The organism is Nocardia gamkensis NBRC 108242 (genome assembly GCF_001612985.1).
GTDB classification, from domain to species: domain Bacteria; phylum Actinomycetota; class Actinomycetes; order Mycobacteriales; family Mycobacteriaceae; genus Nocardia; species Nocardia gamkensis.
In genome coordinates, this window is the sequence record NZ_BDBM01000004.1 from 219,023 (window position 1) to 236,725 (window position 17,703).

21 protein-coding genes are annotated in these 17,703 nt (G+C 68.8%); 11 read left to right on the forward strand and 10 right to left on the reverse strand.

The window, feature by feature from the left end; genetic code table 11:
• Positions 1-31: 31 nt before the first annotated feature.
• The 3 genes from NG1_RS04185 to NG1_RS04195 all read right to left on the reverse strand — a co-directional run bounded on the left by NG1_RS04185 (position 32) and on the right by NG1_RS04195 (position 3,637).
• Positions 32-1,282 carry a saccharopine dehydrogenase family protein gene (locus tag NG1_RS04185; RefSeq protein ID WP_062968142.1) on the reverse strand — a complete coding sequence of 417 codons (1,251 nt, stop codon included), beginning with the start codon at positions 1,280-1,282 and terminating at the stop codon, positions 32-34.
• A gap of 37 nt (positions 1,283-1,319) precedes the next feature.
• Complete coding sequence (locus NG1_RS04190; RefSeq protein ID WP_062968367.1) at positions 1,320-2,732, reverse strand: ABC1 kinase family protein; 1,413 nt, start codon at positions 2,730-2,732, stop codon at positions 1,320-1,322.
• A 221-nt stretch (positions 2,733-2,953) separates the two neighbouring features.
• Positions 2,954-3,637 carry a TetR/AcrR family transcriptional regulator gene (locus tag NG1_RS04195; RefSeq protein WP_157106771.1) on the reverse strand — a complete coding sequence of 228 codons (684 nt, stop codon included), beginning with the start codon at positions 3,635-3,637 and terminating at the stop codon, positions 2,954-2,956.
• 217 nt (positions 3,638-3,854) lie between these two features.
• Here NG1_RS04195 and NG1_RS04200 point away from each other — a divergent pair, with 217 nt between their 5' ends.
• The 5 genes from NG1_RS04200 to NG1_RS04220 all read left to right on the forward strand — a co-directional run bounded on the left by NG1_RS04200 (position 3,855) and on the right by NG1_RS04220 (position 7,991).
• A complete protein-coding gene (locus tag NG1_RS04200) occupies positions 3,855-5,189 on the forward strand; it encodes a DUF445 domain-containing protein (protein WP_174315361.1) in 1,335 nt (444 codons plus the stop codon).
• Positions 5,190-5,293: 104 nt separating this feature from the next.
• Complete coding sequence (locus NG1_RS04205; protein WP_062968146.1) at positions 5,294-5,800, forward strand: helix-turn-helix domain-containing protein; 507 nt, start codon at positions 5,294-5,296, stop codon at positions 5,798-5,800.
• Positions 5,797-6,483, forward strand: coding sequence for a hypothetical protein (locus tag NG1_RS04210; protein WP_062968148.1), 687 nt, complete (start codon positions 5,797-5,799; stop codon positions 6,481-6,483). The genes NG1_RS04205 and NG1_RS04210 overlap by 4 nt, the downstream gene beginning before the upstream one ends.
• Positions 6,484-6,564: 81 nt before the next feature.
• Positions 6,565-6,855: a DUF2516 family protein gene (locus NG1_RS04215; RefSeq protein WP_062968150.1), complete on the forward strand. Its 291-nt coding sequence runs from the start codon at positions 6,565-6,567 to the stop codon at positions 6,853-6,855.
• Positions 6,856-6,947: 92 nt separating this feature from the next.
• On the forward strand, positions 6,948-7,991 hold the full coding sequence (locus tag NG1_RS04220) for an alpha/beta fold hydrolase (RefSeq protein ID WP_062968152.1): 1,044 nt from the start codon (positions 6,948-6,950) through the stop codon (positions 7,989-7,991).
• 24 nt (positions 7,992-8,015) lie between these two features.
• Here NG1_RS04220 and purU read toward each other — a convergent pair whose 3' ends face one another.
• Positions 8,016-8,906 (reverse strand): formyltetrahydrofolate deformylase, encoded by an 891-nt coding sequence (gene purU, locus NG1_RS04225; RefSeq protein ID WP_062968154.1) that lies wholly within the window; start codon positions 8,904-8,906, stop codon positions 8,016-8,018.
• Positions 8,907-9,052: 146 nt separating this feature from the next.
• Here purU and NG1_RS04230 point away from each other — a divergent pair, with 146 nt between their 5' ends.
• Together NG1_RS04230 and NG1_RS04235 are read left to right on the forward strand one after the other, a co-directional pair.
• Positions 9,053-9,304 carry a FitA-like ribbon-helix-helix domain-containing protein gene (locus tag NG1_RS04230; protein WP_062968156.1) on the forward strand — a complete coding sequence of 84 codons (252 nt, stop codon included), beginning with the start codon at positions 9,053-9,055 and terminating at the stop codon, positions 9,302-9,304.
• Positions 9,301-9,717, forward strand: a complete 417-nt coding sequence (locus tag NG1_RS04235; RefSeq protein WP_062968158.1) for a PIN domain-containing protein — start codon at positions 9,301-9,303, stop codon at positions 9,715-9,717. Before NG1_RS04230 ends, NG1_RS04235 begins: the two co-directional genes overlap by 4 nt.
• 82 nt (positions 9,718-9,799) lie before the next feature.
• On the opposite strand, the gene NG1_RS04240 is transcribed toward NG1_RS04235, so the two are convergent.
• Entirely contained in the window at positions 9,800-10,354 is a 555-nt protein-coding gene (locus NG1_RS04240; RefSeq protein WP_062968161.1) for a GNAT family N-acetyltransferase, read from the reverse strand.
• A 155-nt stretch (positions 10,355-10,509) separates the two neighbouring features.
• Between NG1_RS04240 and deoC the strand changes: the two genes are divergently transcribed.
• Positions 10,510-11,178: a deoxyribose-phosphate aldolase gene (gene deoC, locus NG1_RS04245; RefSeq protein WP_062968162.1), complete on the forward strand. Its 669-nt coding sequence runs from the start codon at positions 10,510-10,512 to the stop codon at positions 11,176-11,178.
• Positions 11,179-11,261: 83 nt separating this feature from the next.
• On the opposite strand, the gene NG1_RS04250 is transcribed toward deoC, so the two are convergent.
• Positions 11,262-11,984 carry an LmeA family phospholipid-binding protein gene (locus tag NG1_RS04250; protein ID WP_084498684.1) on the reverse strand — a complete coding sequence of 241 codons (723 nt, stop codon included), beginning with the start codon at positions 11,982-11,984 and terminating at the stop codon, positions 11,262-11,264.
• 99 nt (positions 11,985-12,083) lie between these two features.
• Between NG1_RS04250 and NG1_RS04255 the strand changes: the two genes are divergently transcribed.
• Complete coding sequence (locus tag NG1_RS04255) at positions 12,084-12,692, forward strand: hypothetical protein (protein WP_062968373.1); 609 nt, start codon at positions 12,084-12,086, stop codon at positions 12,690-12,692.
• A gap of 11 nt (positions 12,693-12,703) precedes the next feature.
• On the opposite strand, the gene NG1_RS04260 is transcribed toward NG1_RS04255, so the two are convergent.
• The 3 genes from NG1_RS04260 to NG1_RS04270 form a co-directional block, all read right to left on the reverse strand.
• Complete coding sequence (locus NG1_RS04260) at positions 12,704-13,510, reverse strand: hypothetical protein (protein ID WP_062968164.1); 807 nt, start codon at positions 13,508-13,510, stop codon at positions 12,704-12,706.
• Positions 13,480-14,001, reverse strand: a complete 522-nt coding sequence (locus NG1_RS04265; RefSeq protein ID WP_062968166.1) for a DUF2505 domain-containing protein — start codon at positions 13,999-14,001, stop codon at positions 13,480-13,482. The genes NG1_RS04260 and NG1_RS04265 overlap by 31 nt, the downstream gene beginning before the upstream one ends.
• Positions 14,002-14,121: 120 nt before the next feature.
• Positions 14,122-14,607 (reverse strand): DUF2505 domain-containing protein, encoded by a 486-nt coding sequence (locus tag NG1_RS04270; RefSeq protein WP_062968168.1) that lies wholly within the window; start codon positions 14,605-14,607, stop codon positions 14,122-14,124.
• Positions 14,608-14,806: 199 nt separating this feature from the next.
• On the opposite strand from NG1_RS04270, the gene NG1_RS04275 reads away from it, so the two are divergent.
• Together NG1_RS04275 and NG1_RS04280 are read left to right on the forward strand one after the other, a co-directional pair.
• Positions 14,807-15,901 (forward strand): UDP-N-acetylmuramate dehydrogenase, encoded by a 1,095-nt coding sequence (locus NG1_RS04275; protein ID WP_373686094.1) that lies wholly within the window; start codon positions 14,807-14,809, stop codon positions 15,899-15,901.
• Positions 15,902-15,984: 83 nt separating this feature from the next.
• On the forward strand, positions 15,985-17,208 hold the full coding sequence (locus NG1_RS04280) for a L,D-transpeptidase (RefSeq protein WP_062968172.1): 1,224 nt from the start codon (positions 15,985-15,987) through the stop codon (positions 17,206-17,208).
• 6 nt (positions 17,209-17,214) lie between these two features.
• Here NG1_RS04280 and mscL read toward each other — a convergent pair whose 3' ends face one another.
• Complete coding sequence (mscL, locus tag NG1_RS04285; protein WP_062968174.1) at positions 17,215-17,688, reverse strand: large conductance mechanosensitive channel protein MscL; 474 nt, start codon at positions 17,686-17,688, stop codon at positions 17,215-17,217.
• Positions 17,689-17,703: the final 15 nt, after the last annotated feature.

A 17,703-nucleotide genomic window follows, 5' to 3' on the forward strand; every position in this document is an offset into this window, starting at 1 on the left:
TTTTCGTGCGAGGTTCACCGGTGTGCGTCTCTCAGGCGCGGTCCACGGTGATGGTCATGCCCGCCGCGCGCAGCCGCTCGGTGAGCGCGTCGCCCATCGCGGCGGCGGGTGTGAGGATGCCCGCGAGCTCGGGTTGGTTGTCGGTGTCGAACGCCAGGCACAGGCCGCTCTGGCCGAGCAGCACCGCGGTGGCCTGGTAGCCGGGATCGCCGGTGCCGGAGAAGGTGGCCACGTACTTCGCGCCCGAGGTGGTGTGCGCGAACGTCTTCATGGTGAACCAGCCGCTCTTGCGCGCCTTCTCGTCCGGCCCGGTGCCCGGCTTGGGCAGCACGCGGTCCAGCAGCTTGCGGCCCGCGGCGGCCCTCGACAGCAGCGCGCCCGCGGTCAGGCCCGCCACGATGCCGCCCGCCATGCCCGCCGCGACCAGCGGCGCCATCCGCGACCTTCCCGCGCTCATCACTTCGCGGTAGCGGAAGTTCTTGCCGTACACCCAGCCGAGCAGGCCGTTGGTGCGCCGCACGACCTTGGTGTTGTGCGCGGCCATGACGAACGTGCTCACCCACCCGTCCAGGCTCGGGTCGACGGCACTCGCCCGGGACAGCGCCTGATCGGACTGGCGGCCGACGTCGGGATCCATCGACTTGTCCGGGCTCAGCGAGTACGGGTGCGAGAGAACCTTGCCCTTGGCCGGATCGGCGGCGACCGCCTCCATCATGGCCCGGCCGGAATCGATGGTGCCGCCGCTGACGCCGCCCTTGAGCGAAGCCACCAGCGTGGTGTCGACGAGTTCGCCGGCGTTGTCCTCGACCGTGCGGCGGTAGAGCTGGTAGACGCTCAGATCGGACGGAATCGAATCGTAGCCGCACGAATTGACGATTTTCGCGCCCGTGGCGACGGCCTGTTCGTGATAGGCGTCGATGGCTTCGCGGATGAACAGCGGCTCACCGGTGAGGTCGGCGTAATGGGTGCCTGCCTTGGCGCACGCCGCCACCAGCGGCAACCCGTAGCGCAGGTACGGACCGACCGTCGTGACCACGACCTTGGTGCGCGCCGCCAGCTCGTCCAGTGCGGCCTGGTCTTTCGAGTCGGCCACCACCAGGCCCCAGCTCGCGGCCTTCGGGCCGAGGTCGTCGCGCACGGCGGTCAGCTTGTCCAGCGACCGTCCCGCCAGCGCGATCCGCGCGGACTCCGGGGCGGCCCCGGTGAGGTACTCCGCGGTCAGCTTGCCGACGAAACCGGTGGCGCCGAAGAGGACCAGGTCGTATTCCCGAGTGTCTGCCATGGGTCTTCCGTTCTGCGGTCGTGTCGCCGTTCGGCGGCTACTTCGTGGTCTTCTTGCGCGGCCGTTGCGGCGCTGCCTGCGGGCGGCCGTCGAGCCAGGCGTGATGGACGCGGCCGAGTTCGGTGGCCGGTGGTTCGTCGTAGAGCCATTCCCGGGCGATGCGATGCCAGTTCGCGGTGCAGCCGAGCTGGCCGAGCATGCCGAAGGTCAGGAAGTCGGCGCGGCGGGAGAAGAGATGTTCCGGCGGCAGGTTCTGCTGCTTCATCCCGGTGAACTCGCTGGCCCTCGGGTCCACCGCGAGCAGGAAGGCGCCGCTGGCCAGCTCCGGGGTGATGGTCAGTTCCTCGTCGACCAGACACCATTCCGAGGCGGCGAGCACGTATTCCAGGCACTCCTCGGCGCCGATCTCCTCCGGTGAATCGATGACGCCGCGCCGGATCATCAACTCGCGCAGATCTTCCGCGCGGTCTTCGGCGGCGGCGCGCAGACAGACCAGCTCGAACTGCACGTGCTCGGGATCCATCCGGTTGAACAGCCCGAAATCCAGGAACCCGACCCGGCCGTCGGCGGCCAGCAGCACGTTGCCCGGATGTGGGTCGCCGCAGAATTCGTTGAAGGTGAACAGCGACCCCATGTAGAACCGGTAGATGATCTCGCCGATCCGGTCGCGCTCCGCCTGGGGCAGCTGCCGGATCTCGTCGAAACCCTTGCCCTGCACGTACTCGGTGACCAGAACCCGCGTGGTGGAGAACTCCGGCAGCGAGCGCGGCACGATGACGAACGGGTGCTCGGCGTAGAGCTCGGCGATCTGCAACTGGGTGGCCGCCTCGGCCCGGTAGTCGAGTTCGGCCTCCATGTTCAGCCGCAGCTCGTCCAGTACCGCGGGCGTCACCCACGGCATCGCGGACTGTAGTACGCGCCGGAACATCGCGAGATTCTTCAGGTCCGCGCGGACCGCGGCGTCGATGCCCGGGTACTGCACCTTCACCGCGACCTGCCGGCCGTCGTGTAGTCGCGCCCGGTACACCTGACCGATCGAGGCGGCGGCGACGGGCTCGGCGTCGAACTCGGCGAAGACGGCGTCCAGCGGCTTGCCGAAATCGTCCTCGATCACTTGGCGCATGGCCGCGAAGGACACCGTCGGGGCCGCGTTGCGCAGCACGGCCAGGCGTTTCTGGAACCGCTCGCGGTGGTCTTCGGGAACCAGGTCCAGATCGAGCACCGACATCATCTGGCCGAGCTTCATCGCGACGCCCTTCATGGTGCCGAGCACCATGACCACCTGCTCGGTGGTGCGGATCATGGATTCCTCGGCCATCTTCGCCCGGACGGCCTCGGATCTGCCCCGCATGGTCAACCGCGTGCGCTGGGTGCGAAGCACCGAACTGGCTGCCACCGCACCCAGCTTGGTGCCACGAGCAAGCCGAGAGGTCGGTACTTGCTTCGCCATCGAGGTACCTCCGTTGGTGCCGCGGTCGGAGCGACGGACCCGCAGGCGGCAGCGTGCGGGCCGTCGTGTCCCGCGCGGACCGCCGTCGAGTACGGCGCCGGCGGTGACGCAGCGCACTCGGCGCACCGCTCGGGTTCAGACTAGCCAAGGTTCCGGCAAAGTCGACAGTGCCGGTGAACTTCAGCAAGCGGTCCAGCTAGCACCTGGGCCGACGGCCCGAGTTAGTCCTGCGCGGGCGCCTCGGGGGTGGGCAGCACATGCTGCTGCGCGTTGAACGTCGCGGGTGAGCCGCCCGCGCGGGCCATGCCCTCGATGGCGCTCCAGGCCAGCATGGTGAGGTAGTCGATCACGTCCTCACGGGACAGCGACTTGTTGGTGGTCCACCAGTGCGTCGCCAGCTGAATGCCGCCGACCAGCACGTACGACGCCAGTGCGGCGCCCTCGGTCGCCACGCCCCGCTCCCCGGCGCGCTCGGTGATGACAGCACACACCACCTCGGCGAACAGCTTCTCGAACTCGGCGAGCGAGGACTGGTCGGCCGAGCCGTTGCCCATGATGAACCGGTAGACCTCCGGGTCCTCGTCCACCGTCCCGACGTATTCGGCGAGCGCCGAGCGCACCAGCTGGTACTCGTCGGCGTCCAGGCTGATCGCGCCGTACACCCGCGGCATCAGCGTGGTCTCGATGAACCGCTGCATGGTCGCGTGGACCAGGTCGTTCTTGTCGGAGAAGTAGCGGTAGAGCACGGTCTTGGAGACGCCGATCTCCGCGGCGATCTCGTCCATGCCCGCGTTGCTGCCGCGGGCGCGCACCGCGGCGAGGGTTCCGTCGACGAGTTCCTCGCGGCGGTCGATCTTGTGTTGCCGCCACCGGCGCTTGCGGCCATCCATCCGGCCGCCGCGCACCGCCGACGGTCGCTCGTCGACATCGACAAGGTCTTCGGTGGACAGCGTGGGCTCCCTCGTTCGTATGGGCTCGGTGGCTCCAGCTTAGGTCCCCGCTACCCGTGATATGCGCTTTTGAGCCCGGATGCGGTAGGAACCACAGCTTCGGCCGCGTCCGGCGTGTCCACATCGCGCTCGGCCGCTCGCCCACTTCGCCGCGCACAGCAGAATGGGAGGCATGGAGAAAGCTCCCGGCAACACCGCGGTGGCGGATGCCCCCGCCGGGCCTGCCGCCGCGCCCTTCGGCCTAGCCGCCGTACTCGACGAGGCGGCCAAGCGTCGTGACCTCTGGCGGATGAAGGCGTTCGCCACCGGCCTGCTCGCCTTGGCCACCGCGATCTATCTGTTCTGCCGCTGGACCGAATCGCGGGGGGCGGGTGGCGACTGGGTCGGCTACCTGCGGGCCGCGTCGGAGGCGGGCATGGTCGGCGCGCTGGCGGACTGGTTCGCGGTGACCGCCCTGTTCCGTCATCCACTCGGCCTGCCGATTCCGCACACGGCGATCATCCGGCGCAAGAAAGACCAGCTCGGCGCCAGCCTCGGTAGCTTCGTCGGCACGAACTTCCTGGCCCCGGAGGTGGTGTCGGCGAAGGTGAACTCGGCACAGGTCTCCTGGCGGGTCGGGCGCTGGATGGCCGATCCCGGTCATGCCGCTCGCGTGGCGCAGGAGAGTTCGACGATCCTGCGGGCCGTCGTCGGCGTGCTGCGCGACGAGGACGTGGAGCAGGTCATCGACAACACCATCGTCAAGCGGATCGCCGAGCCGCTGTGGGGTCCGCCGATCGGGCGGGTGCTCGCCGAACTGCTCGCCGACAACCGGCAGCAGGCGCTGCTGGATCTGCTCGCCGAGCGCGCGCACCAATGGGCGCTGGGCTCACAGGAGACGATCGATCGGATCGTGCTGCGGGACGCGCCGCAATGGGCGCCGAAATTCGTCAACATCCTGCTTTCCGAACGGATCTACCGGGAACTGGTCGAGTTCACCTGGAAGATCCGCTCCGACCCGGAGCACGAAGTCCGCCTCGCCGCGAATCGGTTCCTGGAGGAATTCGCCGAGGACCTGCAGAACGACGACGCCATGATCAAGAAGGCGGAGCGCATCAAGGCGCAGATCATGGGCAGAGAGGAAATCACCGGACTCGCCTCGGCCACCTGGCGCGCGGCGAAGCGGCTGATCCTGGAGTCCGCCGACGATCCGCGCAGCACGCTGCGGCGCAAGGTCGCCGAGAACGTGCAACAGCTCGGCGAGCGATTGCGCGACGACGCGGACATGCGCGCCAACGTGGACGGCTGGATCGACCGCGGCGCGCGCTACTTGGTGGAAAACTATGCCGGTGAGATCAGCACCCTGGTCACCGACACGGTTGCCAGGTGGGATGCCGAAGAGGCGAGCAAGAAGATCGAATTGCAGGTCGGCCGGGATCTGCAATTCATCCGCATCAACGGAACCGTCGTCGGTTCGCTTGCCGGACTGGCGATCTACACGATTTCCCATTTGATGTTCGGCGGTTGAGCCGCGGCACGCGGACCGTTTGCCCGAACACTGCTAGCAGACTGCTTGCAATAGCTAGCACCCTGTCCTAGAATCGAACTCGTACAACCGCCAGAAGGTGAGTGATGGCAGACCAGCCCGAGGTTTCCGCCGAGTACACCGACAGATCGGACGAGCACTCGTCCGGCGTCGGCGAACGAGGGGGACGCGTCGTCAACGCGGCGCACGACATCGGAGGCTTCATCAGGGCGCAGCGAGAAGCCGCGCAAGTCTCGCTGCGTCAGCTCGCCCAGCTGGCGGGGGTGAGCAATCCGTACCTCAGCCAGATCGAGCGCGGACTGCGTAATCCGTCCGCCGAGGTGCTCACGCAGATCGCGAAAGCGCTGCGGGTCTCCTCGGAGGTCTTGTACGTACGGGCCGGCTATCTCGAGCAGCGGCCGCACAGTCCGGTCCGGGATGCCCTGCTCGCCGACACGTCTATCAGTGAGCGGCAGAAGCAGGTGCTGCTGGACATCTATGAATCGTTTCGCCGGGAAAACGGAGGAAACGAGGCAGGGGGGGACGTATGGGACAGCGACGTTCCGCGCACGACAACCGACACTCCGCCACGCCAGGAGAACGAAACACCATGACCGAGAAGAACGCCACCGTCACCAAGCCCTTGCTCGCCACCGTCGGTGCGGGTGACGCCCTCTACGCCGCCGTCAACGACGTGGTCGCGCAGGTGCGCGAACGCGCGGTCACCACCGATGTGCAGGCCCGGGTCGAGGAGGCGCGCGAGCGCTTCGCCACCGTCCCCGCCGACGTCCAAGCGCAGTTCGAGTCGCTGCGCGAGCGGCTGTCCGGACTGCCGTCGGAGCTGCCGGAGGACCTCGCCGAGCTGCGCGAGAAGTTCACCGCCGACGAGCTGCGCACGCTGGCCGAGAAGTACTACCGGCAGGCGCTGGACCTCTACGCCGATCTCGCCGTCCGCGGTGAGGAGGCCATCGAGCGGCTGCGCGCCAACCACTTGGTCGAGGAGCGGATCGGCAAGGTCGAGACCATCTACGGCGACGCGGTGAGCCGCGCCGAGGACGTGTTCGGGCGCGTCAATGGGCTGCTCGGCCGCCCGGCCAAGGTCGAGGACGCCGAGGACGCGCCGGTGGCCGAGCCCGCGCCGGTCGTCGAGGCCGAGGTCGTCGAGGTGACCACCGAGGCCACCCCGGCTCCGGTGACGAACGGTGCGCCGAAGAAGGCTCCGGCCAAGAAGGCGACCACCCCCGCCGCCGCGGCCAAGAAGGCTCCGGCGAAGAAGGCCGCTCCCAAGAAGGCCTGACCACCCGCAGCCGAAGCTGTCCGACGCCCCCGCGCACCCCTGGTGCGCGGGGGCGTTGCTTCTATGATGGGTGGGGTGAATATGGTGCACGGATTGACCGGGATGATCCTGCTGGTGTTGTGGCTGGCGGCGCTCGGTGCGACGATTTTCGCGCTGATCCACGCCGTTCGTCAGCGTCCGGACGCGTTTACCGCGGTAGACAAGCTGACCAAGCCGATCTGGCTGGCGATTCTCGGGGCGGCCGTGCTCGTGCTCCTCCTCTCGCCCGCGGGTCTGGGCCTGCTTTCCTTCGCGGCGATCATCGCCACCGGCATCTACTTGGCCGACGTCCGGCCCAAGGTCGACGAGGTGCAGCGGGGTCCACGCTGGTGAGAGCGGAGATCGCCGACGGGTAAGGGTGCTTGCACTAGCAAGCGGTGCGAATCGGGGTTACTGTATCTATCAGTAACACAAAGGAGTGTCCGATGCGTGCCATGCTGCCGACCGCGTTGACGAGCTTCCCGGGGCTGCTCCGGAGCTTGCGCGACGCGCACAGCGCCGACTTGCGTTCCCGTACCTACCGGATCGCGGCGTTCAACCCGCCGGCCGTGCCCCACGAGGTGATCCCGGTCCGCGCCGGGGACGGAGCCCGGCTGCGCGTCCATGCCTACGGTTCGTCGGACAAGCCGGTCATCGTGCTCGTGCACGGGTGGACCTGCTGCCTCGAATACTGGAATCCGCAGATCAACGCGTTCGCGGGCGAGTACCGAGTGATCGCCTACGACCAGCGCGGCCACGGCGAGAGTGAATACGGGTCGAGCGAGTTGAGCATGGACCTGCTGGCCGACGACTTGGCCGCGGTGCTCGACGCGGCGCTCGCGCCCGGACGGCGTGCCGTGCTGGTGGGGCACAGTCTCGGCGGCATGACGTTGCAGGCCTGGGCGGGACGCTACCCCGAGCGGGTCGCGCGCCAGGCGCAGGCGGTGCTGCTGACCAATACCGCGGCCGATCGGCTGATCCTGGAGACCACGGTGGTGCCGCTGCTGAACCGGCCGTGGCGGATGCTGCAATTGAAGGTGCCGCTGCCGTTCCTGTTCGGCAGGCTGGGGCTCGGTGCCCCGATGGTCTTCCCGCCCATCGCGCCGGTGCGCTGGCTGTTCGCGCGCCAGATCCTCAGCACCGCGGCCAAGGGCGAGCTGCTCGACTTCAGCATGGCCATCGTGCGGTCCTGCCCGGCCCGGGTGCGTTCCAGGTTCGGTTTCCTGCTCGCCACGATGGATGTGGGGGAGTCGGCGCGCAATCTCGTGGTCCCCACGACGGTGCTCTCCGGACAATTCGACGACATGACGCCGCCGGTCCACTCCGAGCGGATCGTCGAGCTGCTGCGGGAGACCGGCAGCCTCGTGCGTTACCAGATGCTGCCGACCGGCCATCTCGGCAATGTCGAGGCCTACGAGCGGTTCAACGAGGAACTCGGGCGCCTGCTCGCCGAGGTGGGCAAGCGCGCCCGCGCCGACCTCGCGGGCTGACGCGCCGGGGCGGCGTTCGCCCCGTCAGGAGAAGACGACCGTCCGGCGGCCGTGCACCAGCACACGTCCCTCCAGATGCCAGCGCAGCCCGCGCGCCAGGACCACCCGCTCGATGTCGCGGCCCTGGCGGACCATGTCGCGCACTTCGTCCGCGTGATCGATGCGAATGACGTCCTGCTCGATGATCGGGCCCGCGTCCAGTTCCGCGGTCACGTAGTGACAGGTGGCGCCGATCAGCTTCACGCCGCGGGCGAACGCCTGGTGGTAGGGGCGAGCGCCGACGAACGACGGCAAGAAGCTGTGATGGATGTTGATGGCCTTGCCCGCCCAGTGCTCGCACAGCTCGGCGGGCAGCACCTGCATGAACCTCGCCAGCACCACCGCGTGCGGGTTGTGCGCGTCCACCAGGGCGCGGACCTCCTCGAACGCCGGACCGCGCTCGGCCGGGTCCTTCGGGAACGGCACGTGATGGAACTTCACCCCGTGCGCCTCGGTCATCGCCGCGAGATCCGGGTGGTTGCCGATCACCGCCTCGATGGTGGCGGGCAGTTCACCGCTGGCGGCGCGCCCGAGCAGATCGTGCAGGCAGTGGCCGTCCTTGCTGACCAGCAGCACCGCGCGGCGGCGGGCGCGGGAGTCCAGCAATTGCCATTCGGTGTGCGGACCCAGGTCGGCCGCCACCCCGGCGAACCGGTCGCGCAGTTCCTCGATCCCGAACGGCACCGTCGCCGCCTTGATCGCCTGGCGAGTGAAGAACCAGCCCGTCTCCACGTCGGAGTGGTAGCCCGCCTCCACGATCGAGCCGCCGAACTCGGCGATGAACGACGTGATCCCGGCGATGATGCCCGGACGATCCGGGCAGCCGAGCGTCAGCACGTAGCGGCGGTCGTCCAGGACGGGTGGAGCGGAACTCATGCGTTCATCCTCGCAGGTGCGCCAGGCGGGATTCGCCGCGCCTTCGCCCAGTCTTCCCGTTGCAGGTGGTCGGCCCTATGCTTGAAGTCAATGAAGTCAATGAAGGCAATGGCGCTATTGCTGACACATGGAGTAGGTGAGTGGACATGGCGAGACTGACCGTCCGGGATCTACCCGACGACGTACGCGAGGCGCTGCGTGTCCGCGCGGCACAGCACGGCCGCAGCACCGAGGCCGAGGTCCGCGCGATCCTCATCGAAGCAGTTACCCCGGCCGCCCAAGTCGAACTCGGTACATTGCTGGCGGAGATCGGTCGCGAGATCGAACTCACCGACGACGAAATCGACGCGCTGACCGCGCGTGACCGCCGCCCGGTTGTACCCCTGGAGTTCGAGTGATCCTTCTGGACACCACTGTCCTCTCCGAACCGCTTCGCAAGGCGCCGGACCCTCGTGTAGTCGCCTGGATCGATGCTCAGCCCTTGCGCACCTTGTACCTGTCGGCGACTACCGTGGCCGAACTGCGGTTCGGCATTGCCGCGATGCCAGAGGGCAGGCGACGAGAAGTTCTCCGCGACAGGCTCGAGACTCGGGTATTGCCTCTGTTCGCGGGGCGAGTTCTCGCTTTCGACCTGGCCGCCTCCACCGCGTACGCCGAACTCATGGCCGCCGCCCGCGCCGCCGGGGCCGCGATCGGAACCGCCGACGGCTATATCGCCGCGACGGCGGGCGCCGCGAACATGGCCGTGGCCACACGCGATACCGCGCCCTTCCGGGCTGCCGGAGTACCTGTCATAGACCCATGGTGTTAGTGCCCGCTAGGCGCTCGGCTCGGGCGGGCCGAACTCCACCCGGCGGCGGCGAGTCGTCTTCGCTCGACTATTCGTGTCGTGGTCAGAGGTTGTAAAACGGCTCCGCGTAGTGGAATTCGCCGGCGATCCGGGAGTCGTAGGCCGACAAGGAGCGGACCTGGAAGTGGCTGATCCAGGCCGGGTCGTCCGGGGTGATGCCGAGACGGGCGGCGGGGACGAAACCGAAGCGCGGGTAGAACTCCAGGCTGCCGAGCAGGCCGATCAGGGGTTCGTCGAGGGCGTCGGCGGCGCCGAGCGCCGCGTGCATGAGGGCCGAACCGACCCCGGAGCCTTGATGATCGGCGAGCACACCGATCGGGCCGAGCGCCAGCACGGGGAACGGGCCGACGGCGGCTCTGGTCAGGCACAGGTGGCCCACCACGCTGTCGTGCTCGATCGCCACCAGGGAGAGCGTCGGGATCCAGCCCTCGTCGCTGCGCAACCGCGTGATCAGGTTCACCTCGGGCGGATCGGCGCTGCCACCGGGCACGGCGGCGCCATCGGTATCGCCGGCACCGGCATAGCGCGGTGCGAATGCGCTGCGGTGCACCGCAGCGATCGCAGCGGCATCGTCGGCGCGTTCGCGACGGATCAGCACGGTCGTCTCCTCCCGAACGAAGTAGGGCCCATCCGCACACGTTAGTCAGTCGACCGTGGCGAAACGTTCTCCGATGCGCCATCAGCTACGAGTGTGCGGGAAGTGGCGCCAGGCGCGCAACGGAATTCGCCTCCGGTGTGCCAGACTCTCACCCCATGGCAAGTTCCGCGTCGCTGACCAGGGCCGAAGTGGCCGCCATGATCGATCACACGCTGCTCGCCCCGGAGGCGGCGCCCGCCGAGGTCGACGTGTTGATCGAGGACGCGCGGGCATTGGGCGTGCTCGCGATCTGTGTGTCGCCGTCCATGTTGCCGGTGCGCGCGCCCGGACTGGTGGTCGCGACGGTCGCCGGATTCCCTTCGGGGAAGCATCATTCGCTGGTGAAGGGCGCCGAGGCGCGGCTCGCGGTGGACCAGGGCGCGGCCGAGGTCGACATGGTCATCGATGTCGGCGCGGCCCGCGCGGGGGATTACACGGCGGTGCTCGCCGACATCGTCACGGTGCGCGAAGCGGTGGGCGATCGGGCCCTGTTGAAAGTGATCATCGAATCCGCCGCCCTGCCGGACGAAGCGATCGTGCAGGTGTGCCGGGTCGCCGAGCGCGCGGGAGCCGATTTCGTGAAGACCTCCACGGGGTTTCATCCCGCCGGCGGCGCGAGCGTCCACGCCGTGCGGTTGATGGCCGAAACGGTCGGCGGGCGGCTCGGCGTCAAGGCCAGCGGCGGGATCCGGACCGCCGAGGCGGCCGCGGAGCTGATCGCGGCGGGCGCGACCCGGCTCGGGCTGTCGAGATCCCGCGAGGTGCTCAACGGCTTCGCGCCCTGATCGGCAGCCGAAAAGCGTTCGTGGATATCCGGTCTTCCCCCGTCTGTTTACGCAACGCCCGAAGGCGTTGTGGCGGGGCGCGTTCAGCAGCGCATGTCGGAGCTGTCGCCCGCGGGCTCGAGCTGGGTGCGTCCACCCGACAGGTGGACCGCGACGCCGGAGTCGGTGACCTGTAGTTCGGTCGCCGCCATGCCGAGCGGGTAGCTCTGCAAGCTCTGGGTGAACAGGTCGACGATGCTCTGCACCAGGTCGGCGGGCAGGCCCATGCCGAGCAGCTCCGCCGACATCGTCTCCACCTGCACCGTCCCGTTCACGATCTGGGGCTTCAGCTGGAGCTGGGCGAGGCCGCCGAGCACCGACAGGGTGAGCAGGCCGGTACTCGCCGAGGAGCTGACGTCACTGACCATGCTGCCGAGGGTCTCCTTGATCCCCTCGTTGCTCCACGTGACATCGGCCGAGGAACTGCCGATCTCGCCGCCACCGTGGTCGGCGAGGTCGACGTCCCGGAAGACGGCGTGCACCACCATCCCGACGGCGGGACCGAACTTGGTGTCGTCGCTGTTCACCCGCACCGAGGGCACCTTGCCGTCGATCCAGGTGATCAGCATCGGCTTGGGGCCGAAGCCGACGTCGATCTTCGATCCCATCTCCTTCTCGAACTGCGAACTGATGCACTTCGACACCGTGTGCCTGGCATAGGCCTCGCCGCCGACCAGGATCGTGGCGAGCAGAACAGCTACCACGGTCAGGGCGATCAGCAGGGCTCGCCGGTTGATCGTCTTGGTGGAGGTTGTGTTCGTACTCATGGCGAAAATTCTTCCCGACCTTTCTGTGCCGTCTCTGAGGAGGCAGTGAGGGGTTCGAATGTGACATGCAGCACAAAAACCGAGCGTAGCCTGATGCCCATGGCTGGCGATGTGGCAAGCCGCGCGATCGGATCCGCGGAACAAGGATGGCGTGTTCTGCGCCGCTGGGCCGGTCGGCACGCCGGTTTCTTCACGACTCGGCAGGTACTGCGCACGGGGTGCGGGGCGCGAGTGCGGGCAGGCCTGGGCGACGGTTCGGTGACCAGGGCAGGAATCGGCATGCTGCGGTTGGCCGGGTGGCCGGAAGGTCCGCTCGACGAATACGCGATGTGGGCTGCCTGGTTCGACGGCGCCGCGGTGGTCTCCCATCAGAGTGCGGCGGAGCTGCACGGGCTCGGCAGCCTCGGTCCGCGGTTCCTGCACCTGTCCGTGCGCGCGGGACGTCCACCGGTGACGCCGCGGCTGGCGGTCGTGCGCCGGTCGCTGGCCGGCGCCGATGTGGAATCGGCGGGCCCGTTCCTGGTGACGACGCCGGTGCGCACGGTGCTGGACCTGGCCGAGGGCGATATCGGGCAGGCGGCGTTGAACGAGGTGGTCGCCGACGCGGTCGCCATCGACCGCTGCGCGGGCCGGGAGATCACCGACGCGGGAGCGCGCCTCTCGCCCCGCGCGGCGAGACGGGTGTACCAGGCGCTAGCCGTAGCGTGACGAAACTCCGGCTAGCTCGGATCGAGCGGCGCGACGGCCGACCACGGCACCGAGAGCACATTGTCGCGCAGGCGACGGCGGTAGGGGCGGATCGGGAAACCTTCCGCGCGCAAGGCCTGGGCAGCCACACGCCAGCGGACACGAGGACCGAACGGCGCCATCGGCGCGGCGTGAGCCCACGCACGATCGGCTGCCGCGAGCAGCGCGTGGATGGGTTCCCCGGGGACATTGCGGTGGATCAGCGCCTTGGGCAGGCGTTCGGCGAGGTCGGAGGGCCGCTCGACGGTGAACGGATCCCAGGCCAGCGTGAGCGAGCGCGGCCCGTCGCGGTCGAGCAGGATCCACGCGCAGCGCCTGCCCAATTCGTCGCAGGTGCCGTCGACCAGCAGTCCGTCCGGCGCCAGCCCCGCCAGGACGGTCGACCACGCGTCCGGGACCGCCGATTCCGGATACTGCCGCAGCACATTGAAGGCGCGAACGAGGACCGGTCGCAGCCCCGCCAATTCGAAGCCGCCGCGTGCGAAGGTGACGCCGTCGCGGCCGGGCACCACGCGCTGCGGGTCGATCTCGAGCCCCACCACGCGCACGTCGGCGCGGATCGTGCGCAGGCGCGCCGCCAGCTCGAAGGTGGTCCACGGGCTCGCGCCGTACCCGAGGTCGACCACCAGCGGATCGGGTGCGCAGGCCAGCCGGTCGGCGACGAGGTCGTCGTTGATCAGCCGGCGGTCGCTGCGACGGAGGCGGTTGACGGCGGTGGTGCCACGGGTGATGTTGCCGACCGGTCGGGTCAGCGAGTGGGGTGCTGTTCTTCCAGCCACTTGACCGTGAACTCGGCCTCGCCGCGGAATAGGTCGACCAGGTTCACCAGCATCAGCTGCTCCAGGCGCGGCCCGACCATCGGGATGAACACCTTCGCCTCCGAGGAGAAGCGCATGGTGCAACCGGTGTCGGTGGGGAAAAGGCGGATGGTGCCGCCGAGGCTGCCGGGGCCCGCCGGAATGGCCGCCGAGTACTTGCCGGTGACCTCGTCCGGGGCGAACGGGCTGTAGGTCTCCTTGCGGGTGATCACCATGTCCTTGCGGATGACCGTCTGGGCGATCTCCGGCAGCATCTCGCGGGGCAGGATGTGGTGCAGTTCGACGTCGATCCCGCCGTCGCCCGCCTCCAGCCGGACCACCTCGTTGCCGGGCGAGTACTTCCTCATCTCCTGCATCCGCGCGTCCCAGTAATCGCGGTTCGACAGCGCCGCGTACAGCTCTTTTGTGGTGTGCAGCGGATAGCGGGCGGAGTAGTCCAATCGGCGTGCCATGGGCTCACACGTTACTGGGTGCGGCACCGCCGACCTCGGCGGGCGGGGGGAGTGCGGACCTGCCACGAACGCGGGGACCGCAGGTGTGACGTCGAACAAAGTCCGCATTCCCCGCGTGGATCAGTGCTCCGCGAGCCAGCGGCCGGTGAATTCCGCCTCGTTCTTCAGCAGCTCGGTGAGATGCTCCGCGATCGCCTTCTCGATCTTGCTGCCGAACAGCGGGATCTTCACCTCGATGGTGCCATCGACCGTGGCGACGGTGCCGGAGCCGTCGGCGGCCAGCGTGACGGTGCCGCGCACCTCGGCGGGCGCGCCCTCGACGCGGGCTTCGAAGTCGGCCCGATCGCCGGTCCAGTCTTCGACGCGCGGGATGATCAGATCGCCGGGGCGCACCGCGGTGACCGCGGCGGGCAGCTGTTCGGCGGCGATGGCCTGCACCATCTCGACGCGCACCTGATCACCGCTGACGGCGACCGAATCCAACCGGGCATTGGGGCCGCCGACCGCCGCGATGCGATCCTTCCAGTACTGATCGTTCGCGAACGCCGCGCGCACCGCGGCGGGCGGATGAGAGTAGCGGGCCGTGTACGCCAGCGGTGTAGCCATGGGTGCACACGCTACCGTGCAGCGCCGGAGCCACACGAGTGGTGTTGTCCGATCCGCTCGCGGGCCGAACGACGCCCCTGCGGCCATCGGCGCGCCGCTATCGGGTGGCGCTCGTGCCGTCCGAGTGGTGCCATCCGATCCGCCGCCAGAGGAATACACCAGCGTGTAGCCGTCAGCACGCACGCTACCGTTTAGCACCGTGCGAACTTCACGAGTTGTGCCGTCGGACCTCCTCGCCGGTACCGGTGCGCGGCTGCGCGCCGACGTGCGGCTGGCGGAGCTGACCACACTGCGGGTCGGCGGCCCCGCCCTGGTCGCCGAATGCGCGACGACCGAGGCCCTGGTCGCGACGGTGCGCGCACTGGACGAGGCGGGCGTCCCGGTCCTGCTGCTCGCGGGTGGCTCCAATCTGCTCATCAGCGACGACGGCTTCGACGGCGTAGTGGTCCTGGTCGCCACCACCGGCGTCGAGATCGGCGACGGCGGTGTGATCGCCGAGGCGGGCGCGAACTGGGACGCCGTGGTGCGTGCGACGGTCGACGCCGGTCTCGGGGGACTGGAGTGCCTGTCCGGCATTCCCGGTTCGGCGGGCGCGACGCCCGTGCAGAACGTGGGCGCCTACGGCGCGGAAGTGGCGGGCCTGCTGCGCCGGGTGCGCCTGCTGGACCGCGCGAGCGGGGAGATCCGCTGGGTGGAGCCCGGCGAACTCGGATTCGGTTATCGCACCAGCGTGCTCAAACACCGTGACGACGCCGTCGTGCTCGCGGTCGAGTTCGCGCTGCGCCCGGACGGTTCCAGCGTGCCGCTGCGTTACGGCGAACTGGCCTCGGTGCTGGGCGCCGGGGACGGGGAGTCCCGGCCCGCGGCACAGGTCCGGGACGCGGTGCTGCGGTTGCGCGCGGGCAAAGGCATGGTGCTCGATCCCACCGACCACGACACCTGGAGTGCGGGCTCGTTTTTCACCAACCCGGTCGTCGCGCCGGAGCGGGTGGCGCAGGTGCGCGCCGCGATCGCCGCGCACCTGGGCGATGTCGCGGTGCCGACCTATCCGGCGCCGGACGGGGTCAAGTTCTCGGCGGGCTGGCTGATCGAGCGCGCGGGTTTCGCCAAGGGCTTCCCCGGCGCCGGAGCGCCCGCTCGGCTGTCGACGAAACACACACTGGCGCTGACCAATCGCGGCGCCGCCGGTGCCGCCGATCTGGTGGCGCTGGCCCGGACGGTCCGCGACGGCGTCGCCGAGCGCTTCGGGATCCGGCTGGAGCCGGAGCCGGTCACCGTGGGCGTCACGCTCTGACGCGCTGAGGCCGACACCACACGCCGCGGAAACGAGACCGGCCGCGCGCCGCGCGTAGATTCGACGAAGTGAACCACCGTCCGATGATCCGCCGATCGGTTGCCGTGGCGTCGGCCGTCCTGCTGGTGGTCGTCGCCCTGGTGGCCGGTTGCACGATAGACCGTGACTCCGGCCCGTCGAGTCGCGACTCCGGCCCGATCGCCAAAGTGAAGTTGACCCCCGCAGACGACGACACCGATGTCAACCCGACCGCCCCGGTCTCGGTGACGATCAGCGACGGCACCATCGATCAGGTCGCGCTGACCAACGCCGCTGGCAAGCAGGTGCGCGGTGAGTTCGCTCCGGATCGGCGCGGCTACACCATCACCGAGCCGCTCGGCTACGACGCCACCTACACCTGGTCGGGCACCGCCGTCGGCACCGATGGCAAGCCGATCCCGATCGATGGCTCGTTCCGCACCCTCGCGCCCAAGAACACCGTCCCCGCGACCCTGAACATCGGTGACAACCAGGAGGTCGGCATCGCGGCGCCGATCATCTTGCAGTTCAAGTCCTCGGTCGTGAACAAGGCCGCGGTGGAGAAGGCGCTCACGATCACCACCGACCCGCCCACCGAGGGCGCGTGGGCCTGGTTCCCGGACGACGGCGGCTCCCGCCTGCACTGGCGTCCGAAGAACTACTGGACCCCGGGGACGAGCGTGCACGTCTCGGCTCGGCTCTACGGATTGGACCTGGGCGCGGGCAACTACGGCGATTCCGATCTGACCACGGATTTCCGCGTCGGCCGCAGCCAGATCGTCAAGGCGAGCGCTCCCAGCCACCGCATCCAGGTGGTGCGTGACGGGCGGACCGTGTTCGATCTCGCGGCCAGTTACGGCGAGGGCAACGAACCGCGCAACGTGACCCGCTCCGGCGTTCACGTGGTCACCGAGAAATACGAAGACTTCATGATGTCGAACCCGCCGTACTACACCAACGTTCGCGAACGCTGGGCGGTACGCATCTCCAACAACGGCGAATTCATCCACGCCAACCCGGAATCGCTGTCGGCGCAAGGCTCGGCGAACGTCACCAACGGGTGCATCAACCTGTCGCCCGCCGACGCCCAGGCCTATTTCCCCACGGCTTTGTACGGCGATCCGGTGGAGGTGACCGGAACCTCGATCCCGCTCTCGGCCGCCGACGGCGACCTCTACGACTGGACCATCGACTGGAGCACCTGGAAGACCATGTCGGCGTTGCAAGGCGCGCCGTCGCCCGTGGTCTCCGCCACGCCCCTGCCCCCGCAGCCCGCGGGAGCGCGCTGACCGGTTCTAGCGCGCCTTCACGTTCTGATCTTCGAACTCGCTGTCGGCCGAGTGTTCCGCTTCGATTCTGCGGTCGGCGGATTGTTGCGCGCGGACCGCTTCGTGCCGCTCGGCCAGCAGGTCGCGGATCTCGGTCAACAGCTCGATCTGGGTCGGTTCGGCGGCCTTGGGAGTGCCGAAGCGGTTCTTGATCGTCTTCATGGGCAGGATCAGCACGAAGTACAGCACCGCGGCGACCATGACGAAATCGATGGCGGCCGTGATGATCGGGCCGATGGCGATGAAGGTGGCGGGCTTGGAGGGGATCAGCTGAACGCCGAGGCCGAGCGCGTTGGTGCTGCCGAACACCGCGAGCAGCGGATTGACGACGCCCTTCGTCACCGAGGTCACCACGGAGGTGAACGCGGTGCCCATCACGACGGCGACCGCGAGGTCGATGACGTTCCCGCGCATCAGGAACTCTTTGAAGCCCTTGAGCATGAGCCGAACCACTCC

Bases quoted from the DNA above. Each gene is read 5' to 3' on its own strand.
- NG1_RS04185 (WP_062968142.1), bottom strand. From the start codon at position 1,282: ATGGCAGACACTCGGGAATACGACCTGGTCCTCTTCGGCGCCACCGGT.
- NG1_RS04190 (WP_062968367.1), bottom strand. From the start codon at position 2,732: ATGGCGAAGCAAGTACCGACCTCTCGGCTTGCTCGTGGCACCAAGCTG.
- NG1_RS04200 (WP_174315361.1), top strand. From the start codon at position 3,855: ATGGAGAAAGCTCCCGGCAACACCGCGGTGGCGGATGCCCCCGCCGGG.
- NG1_RS04205 (WP_062968146.1), top strand. From the start codon at position 5,294: ATGGCAGACCAGCCCGAGGTTTCCGCCGAGTACACCGACAGATCGGAC.
- NG1_RS04210 (WP_062968148.1), top strand. From the start codon at position 5,797: ATGACCGAGAAGAACGCCACCGTCACCAAGCCCTTGCTCGCCACCGTC.
- NG1_RS04215 (WP_062968150.1), top strand. From the start codon at position 6,565: ATGGTGCACGGATTGACCGGGATGATCCTGCTGGTGTTGTGGCTGGCG.
- NG1_RS04220 (WP_062968152.1), top strand. From the start codon at position 6,948: ATGCGTGCCATGCTGCCGACCGCGTTGACGAGCTTCCCGGGGCTGCTC.
- purU (WP_062968154.1), bottom strand. From the start codon at position 8,906: ATGAGTTCCGCTCCACCCGTCCTGGACGACCGCCGCTACGTGCTGACG.
- NG1_RS04230 (WP_062968156.1), top strand. From the start codon at position 9,053: ATGGCGAGACTGACCGTCCGGGATCTACCCGACGACGTACGCGAGGCG.
- deoC (WP_062968162.1), top strand. From the start codon at position 10,510: ATGGCAAGTTCCGCGTCGCTGACCAGGGCCGAAGTGGCCGCCATGATC.
- NG1_RS04250 (WP_084498684.1), bottom strand. From the start codon at position 11,984: ATGAGTACGAACACAACCTCCACCAAGACGATCAACCGGCGAGCCCTG.
- NG1_RS04255 (WP_062968373.1), top strand. From the start codon at position 12,084: ATGGCTGGCGATGTGGCAAGCCGCGCGATCGGATCCGCGGAACAAGGA.
- NG1_RS04265 (WP_062968166.1), bottom strand. From the start codon at position 14,001: ATGGCACGCCGATTGGACTACTCCGCCCGCTATCCGCTGCACACCACA.
- NG1_RS04270 (WP_062968168.1), bottom strand. From the start codon at position 14,607: ATGGCTACACCGCTGGCGTACACGGCCCGCTACTCTCATCCGCCCGCC.
- NG1_RS04280 (WP_062968172.1), top strand. From the start codon at position 15,985: ATGATCCGCCGATCGGTTGCCGTGGCGTCGGCCGTCCTGCTGGTGGTC.
- mscL (WP_062968174.1), bottom strand. From the start codon at position 17,688: ATGCTCAAGGGCTTCAAAGAGTTCCTGATGCGCGGGAACGTCATCGAC.